Source organism: Streptomyces sp. NPDC058620 (genome assembly GCF_042717135.1).
In the GTDB taxonomy this organism is placed as follows: domain Bacteria; phylum Actinomycetota; class Actinomycetes; order Streptomycetales; family Streptomycetaceae; genus Streptomyces.
Genome location: NZ_JBHXQO010000008.1, coordinates 17,079 through 31,514, shown reverse-complemented (window position 1 = coordinate 31,514; position 14,436 = coordinate 17,079). Strand labels below are relative to the sequence as shown.

At 68.8% G+C, this 14,436-nt stretch carries 12 protein-coding genes and 1 riboswitch; of the genes, 6 read left to right on the top strand and 6 right to left on the bottom strand.

What is annotated here, in order from left to right; all coding sequences use genetic code 11:
• Positions 1 to 151 precede the first annotated feature (151 nt).
• The gene (locus ACFWSK_RS11030) at positions 152 to 1,234 is read right to left on the bottom strand and encodes an SIS domain-containing protein (protein ID WP_383783582.1); all 1,083 of its coding nucleotides are present in this window, start codon (positions 1,232 to 1,234) and stop codon (positions 152 to 154) included.
• A 209-nt stretch (positions 1,235 to 1,443) separates the two neighbouring features.
• Here ACFWSK_RS11030 and nagB point away from each other — a divergent pair, with 209 nt between their 5' ends.
• Positions 1,444 to 2,229 (top strand): glucosamine-6-phosphate deaminase, encoded by a 786-nt coding sequence (gene nagB, locus ACFWSK_RS11025; RefSeq protein ID WP_383783581.1) that lies wholly within the window; start codon positions 1,444 to 1,446, stop codon positions 2,227 to 2,229.
• A gap of 187 nt (positions 2,230 to 2,416) precedes the next feature.
• Here nagB and ACFWSK_RS11020 read toward each other — a convergent pair whose 3' ends face one another.
• The 4 genes from ACFWSK_RS11020 to ACFWSK_RS11005 all read right to left on the bottom strand — a co-directional run bounded on the left by ACFWSK_RS11020 (position 2,417) and on the right by ACFWSK_RS11005 (position 7,251).
• Positions 2,417 to 3,940 (bottom strand): glycoside hydrolase family 3 protein, encoded by a 1,524-nt coding sequence (locus ACFWSK_RS11020; protein WP_383783580.1) that lies wholly within the window; start codon positions 3,938 to 3,940, stop codon positions 2,417 to 2,419.
• 6 nt (positions 3,941 to 3,946) lie between these two features.
• Entirely contained in the window at positions 3,947 to 4,819 is an 873-nt protein-coding gene (locus ACFWSK_RS11015) for a carbohydrate ABC transporter permease (RefSeq protein ID WP_383783579.1), read from the bottom strand.
• Positions 4,816 to 5,832: a carbohydrate ABC transporter permease gene (locus ACFWSK_RS11010; RefSeq protein ID WP_383783578.1), complete on the bottom strand. Its 1,017-nt coding sequence runs from the start codon at positions 5,830 to 5,832 to the stop codon at positions 4,816 to 4,818. The genes ACFWSK_RS11015 and ACFWSK_RS11010 overlap by 4 nt, the downstream gene beginning before the upstream one ends.
• A 123-nt stretch (positions 5,833 to 5,955) precedes the next feature.
• A complete protein-coding gene (locus ACFWSK_RS11005; protein ID WP_383783577.1) occupies positions 5,956 to 7,251 on the bottom strand; it encodes a sugar ABC transporter substrate-binding protein in 1,296 nt (431 codons plus the stop codon).
• Between the two features lie 286 nt (positions 7,252 to 7,537).
• Here ACFWSK_RS11005 and ACFWSK_RS11000 point away from each other — a divergent pair, with 286 nt between their 5' ends.
• From ACFWSK_RS11000 to ACFWSK_RS10980, 5 genes are all read left to right on the top strand, one after another.
• On the top strand, positions 7,538 to 8,302 hold the full coding sequence (locus ACFWSK_RS11000) for a GntR family transcriptional regulator (protein ID WP_383783726.1): 765 nt from the start codon (positions 7,538 to 7,540) through the stop codon (positions 8,300 to 8,302).
• Positions 8,303 to 8,564: 262 nt separating this feature from the next.
• A complete protein-coding gene (locus ACFWSK_RS10995; protein WP_383783576.1) occupies positions 8,565 to 8,819 on the top strand; it encodes a DUF3311 domain-containing protein in 255 nt (84 codons plus the stop codon).
• Positions 8,816 to 10,450 (top strand): monocarboxylate uptake permease MctP, encoded by a 1,635-nt coding sequence (mctP, locus tag ACFWSK_RS10990; protein WP_383783575.1) that lies wholly within the window; start codon positions 8,816 to 8,818, stop codon positions 10,448 to 10,450. Before ACFWSK_RS10995 ends, mctP begins: the two co-directional genes overlap by 4 nt.
• A gap of 76 nt (positions 10,451 to 10,526) precedes the next feature.
• Positions 10,527 to 10,663: riboswitch (cobalamin riboswitch) on the top strand.
• 140 nt (positions 10,664 to 10,803) lie between these two features.
• Positions 10,804 to 13,206, top strand: coding sequence for a ribonucleoside-diphosphate reductase subunit alpha (locus ACFWSK_RS10985; RefSeq protein WP_383783574.1), 2,403 nt, complete (start codon positions 10,804 to 10,806; stop codon positions 13,204 to 13,206).
• Positions 13,206 to 14,222 carry a ribonucleotide-diphosphate reductase subunit beta gene (locus ACFWSK_RS10980; RefSeq protein WP_383783573.1) on the top strand — a complete coding sequence of 339 codons (1,017 nt, stop codon included), beginning with the start codon at positions 13,206 to 13,208 and terminating at the stop codon, positions 14,220 to 14,222. Before ACFWSK_RS10985 ends, ACFWSK_RS10980 begins: the two co-directional genes overlap by 1 nt.
• On the opposite strand, the gene ACFWSK_RS10975 is transcribed toward ACFWSK_RS10980, so the two are convergent.
• Positions 14,219 to 14,431 carry a hypothetical protein gene (locus ACFWSK_RS10975; protein WP_383783572.1) on the bottom strand — a complete coding sequence of 71 codons (213 nt, stop codon included), beginning with the start codon at positions 14,429 to 14,431 and terminating at the stop codon, positions 14,219 to 14,221. The genes ACFWSK_RS10980 and ACFWSK_RS10975 overlap by 4 nt on opposite strands.
• Positions 14,432 to 14,436 lie beyond the last annotated feature (5 nt).

The window sequence follows — 14,436 nt, the reverse complement described above, 5'->3', positions numbered from 1 at the left end:
CCGCACACCACCGGCCTGGTAACTCCGGGCTGCGGTGCCGGACGGGCTGAGGGTCCCGTCCCGGCGCCGCGGCCCGCGGGTGTTTTCGGGGGCGTACGGTCCCGCGGGTGATTCCGGGACGCACGGCGCCACGATCCCCCCGCACCGCCGGTCAGTGGGTCTCGGTGACCTTGGCCAGGGCGCGGGGCGCGTCCGGGTCCTGACCACGGGCGATCGTCACCTCGTAGGCCAGCATCTGGAGCGGGAGGATCTCCAGGATCGGCTGCAGTTCCTCCGGGACCCCGGCCGTCGGCAGGGCGAAGCCCGTCGAAGCGGCCTCCACCTGGGCCTTCGGGCCGACCACGAAGAGATCGGCCCCACGCCCCCTCAGCCGGTCCAGGACCGGCTGGAGCGCGTCACCGCCCCTGCCGTCGGTGACGACGGCGATCACCGGGGAGATGTTGTCGACCATGGCGAGCGGGCCGTGCAGCAGGTCGGCGCCCGAGTAGGAGAGAGCGGGGATGTAGCTGGTCTCCATCAGCTTCAGGGCGGCTTCCTTCGCGGTGGGGTAGCCGTAGCCGCGCGAGGTGATGACCATGCGCTCGGCGAAGCGGTAGCGCGAGGCCAGGGACTTGACCTCGTCCTTCCGGGCCAGGATCTGTTCGGCCAGACCGGGCAGGGGCTCGGCCGCGGCCGGGCCGTCGCCCGCGGTCAGGCCGTCCACGAAGAGATAGAGCGCCAGCAGCGAGGCGGTGTACGTCTTGGTCGCGGGCAGCGCCTTCTCGGGGCCCGCGAGGATGTCGATGCTGTATTCGGACACGGCGGCGAGCGGGGAGTCCGGGTTGTTCGTCACCGCGAGGGTGATCGCCCCGGCGGCGCGGGCGGCCTTCGTGGAGGCGACCAGGTCGGGCGAGCCGCCCGACTGGCTGACGGTGATCACCAGGACGTCCGTGAGGTCCGGCCGGGCGCCGTAGGCCGTCGTGGTGGACATCGAGGCCAGGCCGCACGGCAGGCCGAGCCGGATCTCCAGCAGGTACTTGGCGTAGAGCGCCGCGTTGTCCGAGGAACCACGGGCCGTCAGCAGGACGAACCGGGGCTTCTTCGCCGCGATCTCGGCGGCCACCTCACGGATGCCGGGGGCACCCCGCTGGAGGATGCGACGCAGCATGGCCGGCTGCTCGGCCATCTCGCCGGACATGATCCGGCCCGGCTGCTCGCCCTGGTCCTGCTGCACGGCCGAAGAGGTGGCGGACATATGGGGGCCTCCCATGCGGTGGGTGCGTGCGGGCTCGCGCCCGCCGGCTCGCACACAAGTCGACCACGGCCCGGCGGCCGGCCGCCAGCGGGACGAACGGGCGGACCGGTGTGTGAGCAGGTCCCCTCCGGGCTGCCCGATTCTGCTAGATTGGGGACTTGATTGGTCTATACCACATGACTCCACCTTTCAGATCGGCAGGCACCAGCGTGGAAGTTGTCATCGTCCCGGACGCCGCGGCAGGCGGCGAGCTCATCGCGGAGGCCATCGGCGCCCTGCTGAGCCGCAAGCCCGACGCCCTGCTCGGCGTTGCCACCGGATCGACCCCGCTGCCCATCTACCAGGCGCTGGCCGCCAAGGTGCGCTCAGGGGCCGTGGACGCCTCGCGCGCCCGCATCTGCCAGCTCGACGAGTACGTCGGGCTGCGGCCCGGCCACCCCGAGTCGTACCGCTCGGTGGTGCTGCGCGAGGTCGTGGAGCCGCTCGGGCTGTCCGAGGCGTCCTTCATGGGGCCCGACGGTTCCGCCGAGGACGTCCAGGCCGCCTGCGAGGCGTACGACAGGGCGCTGGCCGAGGCGGGCGGGGTGGACCTCCAACTGCTCGGTATCGGCACCGACGGGCACATCGGGTTCAACGAGCCGTGCTCCTCGCTGGCGTCCCGCACGCGGATCAAGACGCTGACCGAGCAGACGCGGGTCGACAACGCGCGGTTCTTCGACGACGACATCGACCAGGTGCCGCACCACGTGATCACGCAGGGCATCGGCACGATCCTGGAGTCCCGGCACCCGATCCTGCTCGCCACGGGCGAGGGCAAGGCGGAGGCGGTCGCCCAGACGGTGGAGGGGCCGGTCGCCTCGATCGTGCCGGCGTCGGCGCTCCAGTTGCATCCGCATGCGACGGTGGTGGTCGATGAGGCGGCGGCGTCGAAGCTGAAGCTCGGGGACTACTTCCGCGCCACGTACGCGGCGAAGCCCGCGTGGCAGGGTATTTAGTCGTTCAGCGCTTGCGGGGGCCGGGCACCGAGGGGTGTGCCGGCCCTTCCGCCTGTGCGTCGCCCGTCCGGCGAACGGCTTGCCCCGATCGCCGGACGGGTTCGGACTCGGGCCGGTGACCCGGAAATGGGCTCAGCCCCGGCCGGCCTTGGCGGCCGGGCGGGGCTGAGGTCGGGGTGCGGGCGGGTCAGGTTGCGGTGAGTGCTTCCGCCGCGGCCACGCCGCATACCCGGGCCGCCCCGTGGGTGGCGATGTACAGGGCCCCTCTGGGCTCCGCCTGCGGGAGGCCCATCTCGACCACGACCGTGTCGGGACGCGCCGCCAGCAGGGCGTCGAGCGCCTCCGCCATCCACACGTGCCGGTGGAGGTCTCGGACGACCGCGACGATGCGCCGCTCCCCCGCCGCCCGCAGTGTGTCGGCGGCCGGTGCCGCGCTCTCGGCGCTGTACGTGTCGGTGCCGGTGCCGGGCAGGACCCGGGCCAGTTCGGCGGCGACGCCCCACGGGGTCTCGTCGCCGACCGCGATGTTCGCGACCGGGGTGAACGCGGCGACGTACGCCGGGCCCGTCAGCGGTGCGCCGGTGCCGGTGACCCGTACCGCGCGGCGGGCCGCGACGAGGCCGATGTCGTTGCCGACTCCGGTGCCGGGCGCGGCCCCCTCCCGCGCTGCCGCACCCGGCTCCGAGACAGCCCCCCTGGCTCCCCGCGTCCAGGACGCGAGGGCCCGTACCCGGGCGGCGGCGTCCGCCAGCCGCTCCTCGGACAGGTCTCCGTCGCGTACCGCGGACACCAGGGCGTCGCGCAGCCGCAGCACGGTGCCCTCGTCGACCAGCCCGCCGCCGACGCAGATCGCGTCAGCGCCCGCGGCGATCGCGAGGACCGAGCCGCGCTCGATCCCGTACGTCGCGGAGATGGCCTGCATCTCCATGCCGTCGGTGACGATGAGGCCGTCGTAGCCCAGCTCCTCGCGCAGCAGACCGGTCAGGATCTGCGGGCTCAGCGTCGCCGGGCGGTTCGGGTCGAGTGCGGGAAGCAGGATGTGCGCGCTCATCACCGATTTGGAACCCGCGGCGATGGCCGCGCGGAAGGGCACCAGCTCACGGGCGTGCAGGGTGTCCAGGGACACGTCGATGGCCGGCAGCGCGTGGTGCGAGTCGACCGCCGTGTCGCCGTGGCCGGGGAAGTGCTTCGTGCAGGCGGCGACACCGGATGCCTGGAGCCCCTCGACGTACGCGGCGGTGTGCCGGGCCACGAGCTGGGGGTCGGCGCCGAAGGACCGTACGCCGATGACCGGGTTGGCCGGGTTGGAGTTGACGTCCGCGGACGGCGCCCAGTTGAGGTTGACTCCGCATTCGGCGAGCCGGCGGCCGAGTTCCTGGGCGACGGCCCGGGTGAGCGTCACGTCGTCGACCGAGCCGAGGGCGAAGTTGCCCGGGAACGAGGACCCGTGACGGACCTCCAGCCGGGTGACGTCGCCGCCCTCCTCGTCGATCGCGACGAGGACGTCCTCGCGCTCGGCCCGCAGCTGGGCGGTGAGCGCCGCCAGTTGCCCCGGCGATTCGATGTTGCGTCCGAACAGCCCGACGGAGGCCAGGCCCTCGCCGACTCTGCGCAGCAGCCAGTCGGGGGCGGTCGTGCCGGTGAATCCGGGCTGGAGCACGGCGAGCGCGTCGCGCGTGAGGGTGTCCGTGGTGGTTACGAGGGTGGTCATGGGGCCTTATCCCTTCACGGCGCCTGAGGTGAGACCCGTGGCCATCTTCCCCTGGATGATCATGAAGAAGATGACGACCGGAATGGAGATGAGCGTCGAGGCGGCCATCAGGGCGCCGTAGTCCGTACCGCGTTCCGTGGTGAAGGTCATCAGCCACACGTTGAGCGTGTACTTGGAGTTGTCGTTGATCAGGATGTACGCGAAGAGGTACTCGTTCCACGCGTTGACCAGCGCGAAGATCGACGCGGCGGCGAGTCCCGGGGCGAGCAGCGGGAAGATGACGCGACGGAAGGCTCCCATGCGGGTACAGCCGTCCACCATCGCGGATTCCTCCAGCTCCACCGGGATGTTGATGACGAAACCGCGGATCATGATGGTCGCGAAAGGCAGCGTGGACACCAGGTAGACGACGATGAGTCCCCAGTACTCGTCGATGCCGCCCATGGCGTTGAGCTGGAGGTAGATCGGGATCAGCATCGCGGTCGGGGGCAGCATCTGGACGAGGATCATCACCATCATCAGCGCCTTCCGCCCGAAGAAGCGGAAGCGTCCGATGGCGAGGGCCGCGAGCGTCGCGATGATCATCCCGCCGACCACCGCGGTGACCGAGACGATCAGGCTCGACTGGATCGCGGTGGCGAAGTTGTCCTGCTTCACCGCGCGCGCGAAGTTGTCGAAGGTGAGCGAGGAGGGCCAGAGCGTCTGGTCGTAGGACCGGATCTCGTGGTTGGGGCGCAGCGAACTGATGATCAGCCAGTAGACCGGGAAGGCCATGAGCGCTGCCGTGACCAGGGCCAGGATGTTGTAGCCGAGGCGGTTCTTCCTGCGGTCGGGCCGCAGGACCTGGGCAGGTGTGTTCGGGGCTGTGGAGGTGCTCATTCGACCTCTCCCGTCTTGATCAGCTGGCGCAGGTAGTACACGGCGACACCGGAGAGCATCAGGACGGTGATCAAGGCGATCGCACTGCCCTGGCTGAAGGAAGTGGACTCGAACGCCTTGGAGAAGGAGTAGAGGCCGAGGGTCTCGTACTCGGGCTCGGGCTTGTTGCCGCGCAGCAGCCAGATCTGCCCGAAGACGTTGAAGTCCCAGATGACCGACAGGGTCGCGACCATGGTGAAGACGGGCTTGATGACCGGCCAGGTCACGTAGCGGTAGACGCCGAACGCGGTGGCTCCGTCGAGGGAGGCCGCCTCCTCCAGTTCCTTGGGGACCTGGGTGAGGGCCGCGTACATCGTGATCACGACGAACGGGATGGCACCCCACACGACCAGCAGCGTGATGATGCCGAAGCCCTGCCAGGGGTCGAGGAACCAGTTGTGGCCGAGCCACTTGTCCTCGTCGCCCGTGAGGTCGGCGAGAAGCGTGTTGATCAGGCCGTAGTCGGAGTCGGCGAGCCAGCGGAAGACCGAGGCGGCGACCATCAGCGGCATCGACCAGGCGGCGATGAGCGCGACGGTCAGGGTGAGCCGGACCCAGGTGGACAGGCGCAGCATCATCAGGGCGATCAGCAGGCCGATGCCCATGGTCAGCACCACGCAGACCGTCATGAAGACGACCGTGCGGCCGGTGACCTGCCAGAACTCGGGGTCGCCGAGGATGTTGGTGAACTGCTCGAAGCCGACCCACGGCGTCTCGCCGTTGCCCCACAGGGCCGCCCGGCCCATGTCCTGGAAGGACATGATCACGGTCTTGATCAGCGGATAGACGTACACCGCGGCGATCGCGAGGATCGCCGGCAGGATCAGGAAGTACGGAAGGAGTTCGCCCTTCTTCCGCTGCCTCCTGGCGCGCGGCATGGCGTCGTTCGCGGGGGACGACGGCCCGGTCTCTTCCGGACCACGTGGTACGGGTACCGGAGGCGGCCCGGCGGCCTTGGTGTCGGCGGCAGTCACGTGGCTGACCTTCCATCGGGATTCCGGGGGCTGCACCCGGAGATCACGGCATACGTCTACGAAAGGAAGCGGGGGCCCGGTGCGTGCCGGGCCCCCGCCTGGAGAGCCGAAGGCCCTGTCGCGTTACTTGTTGATCAGCGCGTTGATCTCGTCGTCGGCCTTCTTGGCCGCGTCGGCCACCGAGGTGCCCTTGAGGATCGCCAGGAGCATGTTCTCCAGGACCTCGTCCTTCTCGATGGACGTCCAGCCCGGCGCGATCGGCGTGAACCAGGCGTCCGGCACCGCGTTGGCGACGGCTGCCGTCTCGGGCTTGGCCTTCAGCGGCTCGAGCTGCTTCTCGTTGTTCGGGAGGATGTTCTTGGAGGCGAGCACCTCCTGCGACTTCTCGCTGGTGAAGAGCGAGACCCACTCCGCACCGAGGTCCGTGACCTTCGACTTCGCGGTGATCGCGAGGTCGGAGCCGCCGATGAAGGACGGCAGCGCCTTGCCCTCGGGGCCCGGCATACCGGCCGGCGCGATCTTGCCCTCGAGCTTCGGGTTGCCGTTGTTGGCGCCGTCGGTGACGGAGCCTGCCTCCCAGCCGTTGCCGTAGATCAGGGCCGCCTTCTCGTTGGCCATGACGTTGGCGTGGTCCTGCTCGTCCTTGGTGATGTCGGCCTTGTTGTACTTCTTCACCAGGTTGATGAAGTGCTCGATGCCCTTCTGGGACTCGGCGGAGGAGAGGTTGCCCTTCCACTCCTTCGCACCCTCGTCGTACTCGGCGATGGAGCCGCCGTACGCCGCGACGTAGGACATGGCCGCGTACCAGTAACGGCCCGGCAGGTAGAGGGACGAGAAGCGCTTGTCCTTCTTGGCGTACTCGGCGGAGACCTTGTCGAGGGCGGTGAGCAGCTCGGCCTCGGTCTGCGGAAGCGCGTCGCTGCCCGTGCCGGCCTTGAACATGTCCTTGTTGTAGATCGCCACACGCGCACCGGCGTAGTAGGGCACGCAGAACTGCTTGCCCTCGAAGGTGCAGGTGTCCTTCAGACCCTTGATCCAGGTATCCGAGTTGTCGTACTTCTTCGGGTCGATCTCGGCGAGGGCGCCGTTCAGGATGTACTGCATCGTCTCGGTGTTGCCGAGTTCGACGACATCCGGGAACTTGTCGCCGCCGAGGGCGGTGTCGAGCTTCTTGGCCTTGTCCGCCCACTGCTGGTACTGGACGTTGACCTTGACCTTCGGGTACTTCTTCTTGAACTGCGCGTTGACGTCCTTGACCAGTTCCGGCCAGGTGCTCTGCGCGTCGACCATCAGCCAGACGGTCAGTTCCTCGGAGCGGTCCTTCGGGTCCTTCGAAGCGTTGCCGCCGTCCCCACCACACGCCGCAATACCGGACATCATCGCCGCGACGCCGACCGCCGCTATGAGCTTGCGCTTCATGCCACACCCTCCTCAGGGATACCAGCAACCCCCCGCCCACCGCGGAAACGTACGACGAGTACTGCCTGTGGGGCTGGGACTTGGTCTTTAATGGTTTAGACCAGTACCGGGAGCTTGGCCTAGACCTTTAGGGGTGTCAAGGGTGTATAAGAAGTGCACTCGCGTCCGTTATCGGACCGACACCTAGGAGAGGGCGACGACCCGTGACCGGACCGTGCCACCATGTGAGCCGCGATAGACGGAGGAGCCGGTGACGGCAGCAACGCAGCAGGCGGGAAGGCGGGCCATGGGTGCCGACGGGGGCAGTACGGAGAACGAGACCGGTGCGGGTACGCGTACGGCACGCGTACCGAAGTACTACCGGCTCAAGCGCCATCTGCTCGACATGACCGACACCTTGCCGCCCGGCACCCCAGTACCCCCCGAGCGGACCCTGGCCGCCGAGTTCGACACCTCGCGCACCACGGTGCGCCAGGCGCTCCAGGAACTGGTCGTCGAGGGCCGGTTGGAGCGCATCCAGGGCAAGGGAACCTTCGTCGCCAAACCGAAGGTCTCCCAGGCGCTCCAGCTGACCTCGTACACCGAGGACATGCGGGCCCAGGGGCTGGAACCCACTTCCCAGCTACTGGACATCGGATACATCACGGCCGACGACGCGCTCGCCGGCCTGCTCGACATCACCGCGGGCGGCCGGGTGCTGCGGATCGAGCGGCTGCGCCTCGCCAGCGGTGAGCCGATGGCGATCGAGACCACCCACCTTTCGGCCAAACGCTTTCCCGCGCTGCGCCGTTCACTGGTGAAGTACACCTCGCTCTACACCGCGCTCGCCGAGGTGTACGACGTCCGGCTGGCCGAGGCCGAGGAGACGATCGAGACCTCGCTCGCCACCCCGCGCGAGGCCGGACTGCTGGGTACGGACGTCGGCCTGCCGATGCTGATGCTGTCCCGGCATTCGATCGACGGACACGGCGAACCGGTGGAGTGGGTGCGCTCGGTGTACCGCGGCGACCGCTACAAGTTCGTGGCCCGCCTGAAGCGGCCCACCGACTGAGCCACCGCTCCACCCGTCGCGACCACCTCGTCCGTCGCGACCGCACGACGAACGGCCCCCGTGGAATCACCTCTCCCACGGGGGCCGTTCGCTGTGCACGAGAAGGCGAGGGGCGTGAACCGGACCATGGCTTCGCTCGTGAGTCTCACCGAGACATCACCGTTGCACTACCGCAATGCGGACAGGGGGTGACGCTGGACGGACCCCTCGCCTAGATTTCGTGCGCATTACACCGGTGACCAGCGAGGGGACGGAGCACCACATGCCCGAAAACACCGCCGAAAAACGACCAACGATCACACCCGTGCGGGTGGTTATCGCCCTCTGTCTCATCGCGCCGTTCGTGGCGATGCTCTGGGTGAGCTCGTACGCGAAGGTCGATCCGACCTTTATCGGCATCCCGTTCTTCTACTGGTACCAGATGCTCTGGGTCGTCATCTCGACCGCGCTGACGATGATCGCTTACACGCTGTGGCAGCGTGACCAGCGCGCCCGCAAGGGAGGTGCGTCAGCATGAAGGACGGCGTCAACGGCGTAGCACTCGCCGTGTTCATCTTCTTCTTCGTGGCCGTCACGGTCATCGGCTTCATGGCCGCCCGCTGGCGGAAGGCCGAGAACGAGAACAGCCTGGACGAATGGGGGCTGGGCGGACGGTCGTTCGGCACCTGGGTCACCTGGTTCCTGCTCGGCGGCGACCTCTACACGGCGTACACCTTCGTCGCCGTCCCCGCGGCGATCTACGCGGCGGGAGCGGCAGGCTTCTTCGCCGTCCCCTACACGATCCTCGTCTACCCGCTGATCTTCACGTTCCTGCCGCGTCTGTGGTCGGTGTCGCACAAGCACGGGTACGTCACCACCTCGGACTTCGTCCGGGGCCGCTTCGGCTCGAAGGGGCTCTCACTGGCGGTCGCCCTCACCGGCATCCTCGCCACGATGCCGTACATCGCGCTCCAGCTCGTCGGCATCCAGGCGGTGCTGGACGTGATGGGCGTCGGCGGTGGCGAGACGACGCACTGGTTCATCAGGGACCTGCCGCTGCTGATCGCGTTCGCGGTGCTCGCCGCGTACACCTACTCCTCGGGCCTGCGGGCGCCCGCGCTGATCGCGTTCGTCAAGGACGGGCTGATCTACCTGGTCATCGCCGTGGCGATCATCTACATCCCGATCAAGCTGGGCGGCTTCGACGACATCTTCGCCAAGGCGAGCGAGGCGTTCTCCCAGACCAACGAGGCGACCGGCAAGCCGCGCGGTGCGCTCGTCCCGGGTGAGATGGGCCAGTGGGGCTACGCCACCCTGGCGCTGGGTTCGGCGCTCGCGCTCTTCATGTATCCGCACTCGATCACGGCGACGCTCTCCAGCCGCAGCCGCGACGTGATCCGCCGCAACACCACGATCCTGCCGCTGTACTCGCTGATGCTGGGCCTGCTGGCGCTGCTCGGCTTCATGGCCATCGCGGCCGGGGTCAAGGTCGACAACGGACAGCTGGCGATCCCTCAGCTGTTCGAGAACATGTTCCCCGACTGGTTCGCGGGCGTCGCCTTCGCCGCGATCGGCATCGGCGCGCTGGTCCCGGCGGCCATCATGTCGATCGCCGCGGCGAACCTCTTCACCCGGAACATCTACAAGGACTTCCTGAAGCCCGACGCGACCCCGGCGCAGGAGACCAAGGTCTCCAAGCTGGTCTCGCTCCTGGTGAAGGTGGGTGCGCTCGCCTTCGTCCTCACGATGGACAAGACGGTCGCGATCAACTTCCAGCTGCTCGGCGGGATCTGGATCCTCCAGACGATGCCTGCGCTGGTCGGCGGTCTCTTCACCCGGTGGTTCCACCGCTGGGCCCTGATCGCCGGCTGGGCGGTCGGCATGCTGTACGGGACGGTCGCCGCGTACGGCGTGGCCAGCCCGACGCAGAAGCACTTCGGCGGCTCCTCGAAGGAGATCCCGGGCATCGGCGAGATCGGTTACATCGGTCTCACCGCGTTCGTCCTGAACGTGGTGGTCGTGGTCGTCCTCACCTTCGTCCTCAACGCGCTGAAGGCACCGGCCGGGATCGACGAGACCTCCCCGTCCGACTACACGGCGGACGCGGGCGACCCGGGCGTCAAGACGGTGCTCCCGCCCGCCACGGTGGGTGCGCCGGGCGGCCACTGACTATGACGGCACCCTGACAGCACTCCGGCCGGGCTCCGGACACACGACACAACATGTGGGGGCTGCCTCGACGGGCAGCCCCCACATGTATGCTCATGCTCGCTGTCGCCGCAGGGGAATCCGGTGCGAATCCGGAACTGTCCCGCAACGGTGTGATCGGTGTGCTTTTGCACATCCGAAGTCCGAAGACCTGTCGGCAGCGCGCCCGGCTCGACCGAACCGGGCGCAGAGACGTCCGGGCCTCGCGGATGGGCCGGTGGACGCCGCACGCAGTGCTGCCGCCTCCGGGCCCCACGCTGCCCGGCTGCCCCCGTTCCCCGCCGGCCCCGAGCCGAGCGAGGGAGAGCACCGCGGTGACCATCGCGCCAGCCGATCCGGTTTCAGCAGCAGAGTCCGCCGAGAAGAACCGGTCCGCCGGGACCGCAACGTCCACGGACGCCCCGGGGACCGCACTGCTGCGGACCCTCACCGACCTCACGGCGGATCTGCCCGACACCGACCCCGGCCGTGTCGCCGCCGCCGCGCTGCGCGGCCGCAATGCCCAGTCGGACGAGGCGGAGCTGCGCTCGCTGGCCACCGAGGCCGCCGCGGGCCTCATCTCCGAGGACCCCGCCTACTCCCGGCTCGCCGCCCGCCTCCTCACCCGCACCATCGCGGACGAGGCGTCAGGCCAGGGCGCGGTCTCCTTCTCCGCCTCCGTCGCCGTCGGCCACCGCGAGGGCCTGATCGCGGACCGCACCGCCCAGTTCGTCCGGGTCCACGCCTCCCGGCTCGACGCCCTGGTCGGCGCCTCGCTCGTGGGCGGCGCCGACGACCGGTTCGGCTACTTCGGACTGCGGACCCTCTACAGCCGCTATCTGCTGCGCCACCCGCTGACCCGCGAGGTGATCGAGACCCCGCAGCACTTCATGCTGCGCGTCGCGTCCGGTCTCGCGGAGGACGACACCCCGGAGGCGCTGGACGAGGTCGCCGCGCTGTACGGCCTGATGAGCCGGCTCGACTATCTCCCCTCCTCCCCCACGCTCTTCAACTCCGGCACGCGGCACCCGCAGATGTCCTCCTGCTATCTGCTGGACTCGCCGCTGGACGAGCTCGACTCGATCTACGACCGCTACCACCAGGTGGCCCGGCTCTCCAAGCACGCGGGCGGCATCGGCCTCTCGTACTCCCGTATCCGCGCCCGCGGTTCACTGATCCGCGGCACCAACGGGCACTCCAACGGGATCGTGCCGTTCCTCAAGACGCTGGACGCCTCGGTCGCCGCCGTCAACCAGGGCGGCCGCCGCAAGGGCGCCGCGGCCGTCTACCTGGAGACCTGGCACGCGGACATCGAGGAGTTCCTGGAGCTGCGCGACAACACGGGCGAGGACCAGCGGCGTACGCACAACCTCAACCTGGCGCACTGGATTCCGGACGAGTTCATGCGCCGCGTCGACGCGGACGGCCAGTGGTCGCTGTTCTCGCCCGCCGACGTGCCCGAGCTGGTCGACCTGTGGGGCGACGACTTCGACACGGCGTACCGCGCCGCCGAGGCGGCGGGGCTGGCCCGCAAGACGATGCCGGCACGGGACCTGTACGGCCGCATGATGCGTACGCTCGCGCAGACCGGTCAGGGCTGGATGACGTTCAAGGACGCCTCCAACCGCACGGCCAACCAGACCGCCGAGCCGGGCCGCGTGGTCCACTCCTCGAACCTGTGCACCGAGATCCTCGAAGTCACGGACGACGGCGAGACGGCCGTCTGCAACCTCGGTTCGGTCAACCTAGGCGCGTTCGTGGCCGACGGCGACATCGACTGGGAGCGCCTGGACTCCACGGTCCGCACCGCCGTGACCTTCCTCGACCGGGTCGTCGACATCAACTTCTACCCGACCGAACAGGCCGGCCGGTCCAACGCGCGCTGGCGTCCGGTGGGCCTGGGCGCGATGGGCCTCCAGGACGTCTTCTTCCAGCTGCGCCTGCCGTTCGACTCCCCCGAGGCGCGGGCGCTGTCCACGAAGATCTCCGAGCGGATCATGCTCGCCGCGTACGAGGCGTCCTGCGATCTCGCCGAGCGCTCCGGCCCCCTCCCCGCCTGGTCGCAGACCCGCACCGCCCGCGGTGTGCTGCACCCCGACCACTACGGCACCGAGCTGAACTGGCCGGAGCGCTGGGACGCCCTGCGCGCCCGGATCGCGACGACCGGAATGCGCAACTCGCTGCTGCTGGCCATCGCCCCGACGGCGACGATCGCCTCGATCGCCGGGGTGTACGAGTGCATCGAGCCGCAGGTCTCCAACCTCTTCAAGCGCGAGACGCTCAGCGGTGAGTTCCTCCAGGTCAACGCCTACCTGGTCGACGAGCTGAAGAAGCTCGGCGTGTGGGACGCGCGGACCCGGGAGGCGCTGCGCGAGGCGAGCGGTTCCGTGCAGGGCTTCGCCTGGATCCCCGAGGAGGTACGGGCGCTGTACCGCACGGCGTGGGAGATCCCGCAGCGCGGCCTGATCGACATGGCCGCGGCGCGTACGCCGTTCCTCGACCAGAGCCAGTCGCTGAACCTGTTCCTGGAGACGCCGACGATCGGCAAGCTCTCCTCGATGTACGCGTACGCCTGGAAGCAGGGGCTGAAGACGACGTACTACCTGCGCTCGCGCCCGGCGACCCGGATCGCCCGCGCGGCGTCGGCCGCCCCCGTCCCCGTACAGGCGGCCGCCCCCGACGCGGACGCGATCGCCTGCTCCCTCGAAAACCCCGAGTCCTGCGAGGCCTGCCAGTAATGAGCTCCACCGAGACCAAGAACCTGCTCGACCCGGGCTTCGAACTGACCCTGCGGCCCATGCGCTACCCGGACTTCTACGAGCGCTACCGCGACGCGATCAAGAACACCTGGACGGTGGAGGAGGTCGACCTCCACTCCGACGTCGCCGATCTGGCGAAGCTGTCGCCCGGCGAGCAGCACATGATCGGGCGGCTCGTCGCGTTCTTCGCGACGGGGGACTCGATCGTCTCCAACAACCTCGTACTGACGCTGTACAAGCACATCAACTCGCCCGAGGCGCGGCTGTATCTGTCCCGGCAGCTCTTCGAGGAGGCCGTTCACGTCCAGTTCTATCTGACGCTGCTCGACACCTACCTGCCCGACCCGGACGACCGCGCGGCGGCGTTCGACGCGGTCGAGGAGATTCCCTCGATCCGGGAGAAGGCGCAGTTCTGCTTCAAGTGGATCAACGAGGTCGAGAAGCTCGACCGGCTGGAGACGAAGGCCGACCGCCGTCGTTTCCTGCTGAACCTGATCTGCTTCGCGGCGTGCATCGAGGGGCTGTTCTTCTACGGCGCCTTCGCGTACGTGTACTGGTTCCGCTCCCGAGGTCTGCTCCACGGCCTCGCCACGGGGACCAACTGGGTCTTCCGTGACGAGACCATGCACATGAACTTCGCGTTCGAGGTCGTGGACACGGTCCGCAAGGAGGAGCCGGATCTCTTCGACGACGCCCTCCAGCAGCAGGTCACCGACATGCTGAGGGAGGCTGTCGAGGCGGAGCTGCAGTTCGGCCGCGACCTCTGCGGCGAGGGCCTGCCGGGAATGAACACCGAGTCGATGCGCCAGTACCTGGAGTGTGTAGCCGACCAGCGCCTCACCCGCCTCGGTTTCGCCCCGCTGTACGGCTCCGAGAACCCGTTCTCGTTCATGGAGCTCCAGGGCGTCCAGGAGCTGACGAACTTCTTCGAGCGCAGGCCGTCCGCGTACCAGGTGGCCGTGGAGGGCTCCGTCGGCTTCGACGACGACTTCTAGACCCGGGCCCAGGAGCCGATGGAGGGGCGCCGTGTGGCCGCGACCGGCCGTGCGGCGCCTTCGGCCTGCGGCGGTTCGGCTCCCTGGTTCCGTTCCGGCGCCCGCAGCTCGCGGTCGATGCGCCGTTCGCGGGCGAGGCCGACCAGTGCGGGCAGCAGGACGAGGACGAAAAGAGCGGCTATGCCCGTGTAGTTCATGAATGTGTTCATGCCTC

What these genes read in the sequence shown, in the direction of transcription:
- ACFWSK_RS11030 (WP_383783582.1), bottom strand. Translation starts at nt 1,234, where the DNA reads ATGTCCGCCACCTCTTCGGCCGTGCAGCAGGACCAGGGCGAGCAGCCG.
- ACFWSK_RS11020 (WP_383783580.1), bottom strand. Translation starts at nt 3,940, where the DNA reads ATGACCACCCTCGTAACCACCACGGACACCCTCACGCGCGACGCGCTC.
- ACFWSK_RS11015 (WP_383783579.1), bottom strand. Translation starts at nt 4,819, where the DNA reads ATGAGCACCTCCACAGCCCCGAACACACCTGCCCAGGTCCTGCGGCCC.
- ACFWSK_RS11005 (WP_383783577.1), bottom strand. Translation starts at nt 7,251, where the DNA reads ATGAAGCGCAAGCTCATAGCGGCGGTCGGCGTCGCGGCGATGATGTCC.
- ACFWSK_RS11000 (WP_383783726.1), top strand. Translation starts at nt 7,538, where the DNA reads ATGGGTGCCGACGGGGGCAGTACGGAGAACGAGACCGGTGCGGGTACG.
- ACFWSK_RS10995 (WP_383783576.1), top strand. Translation starts at nt 8,565, where the DNA reads ATGCCCGAAAACACCGCCGAAAAACGACCAACGATCACACCCGTGCGG.
- mctP (WP_383783575.1), top strand. Translation starts at nt 8,816, where the DNA reads ATGAAGGACGGCGTCAACGGCGTAGCACTCGCCGTGTTCATCTTCTTC.
- ACFWSK_RS10980 (WP_383783573.1), top strand. Translation starts at nt 13,206, where the DNA reads ATGAGCTCCACCGAGACCAAGAACCTGCTCGACCCGGGCTTCGAACTG.
- ACFWSK_RS10975 (WP_383783572.1), bottom strand. Translation starts at nt 14,431, where the DNA reads ATGAACACATTCATGAACTACACGGGCATAGCCGCTCTTTTCGTCCTC.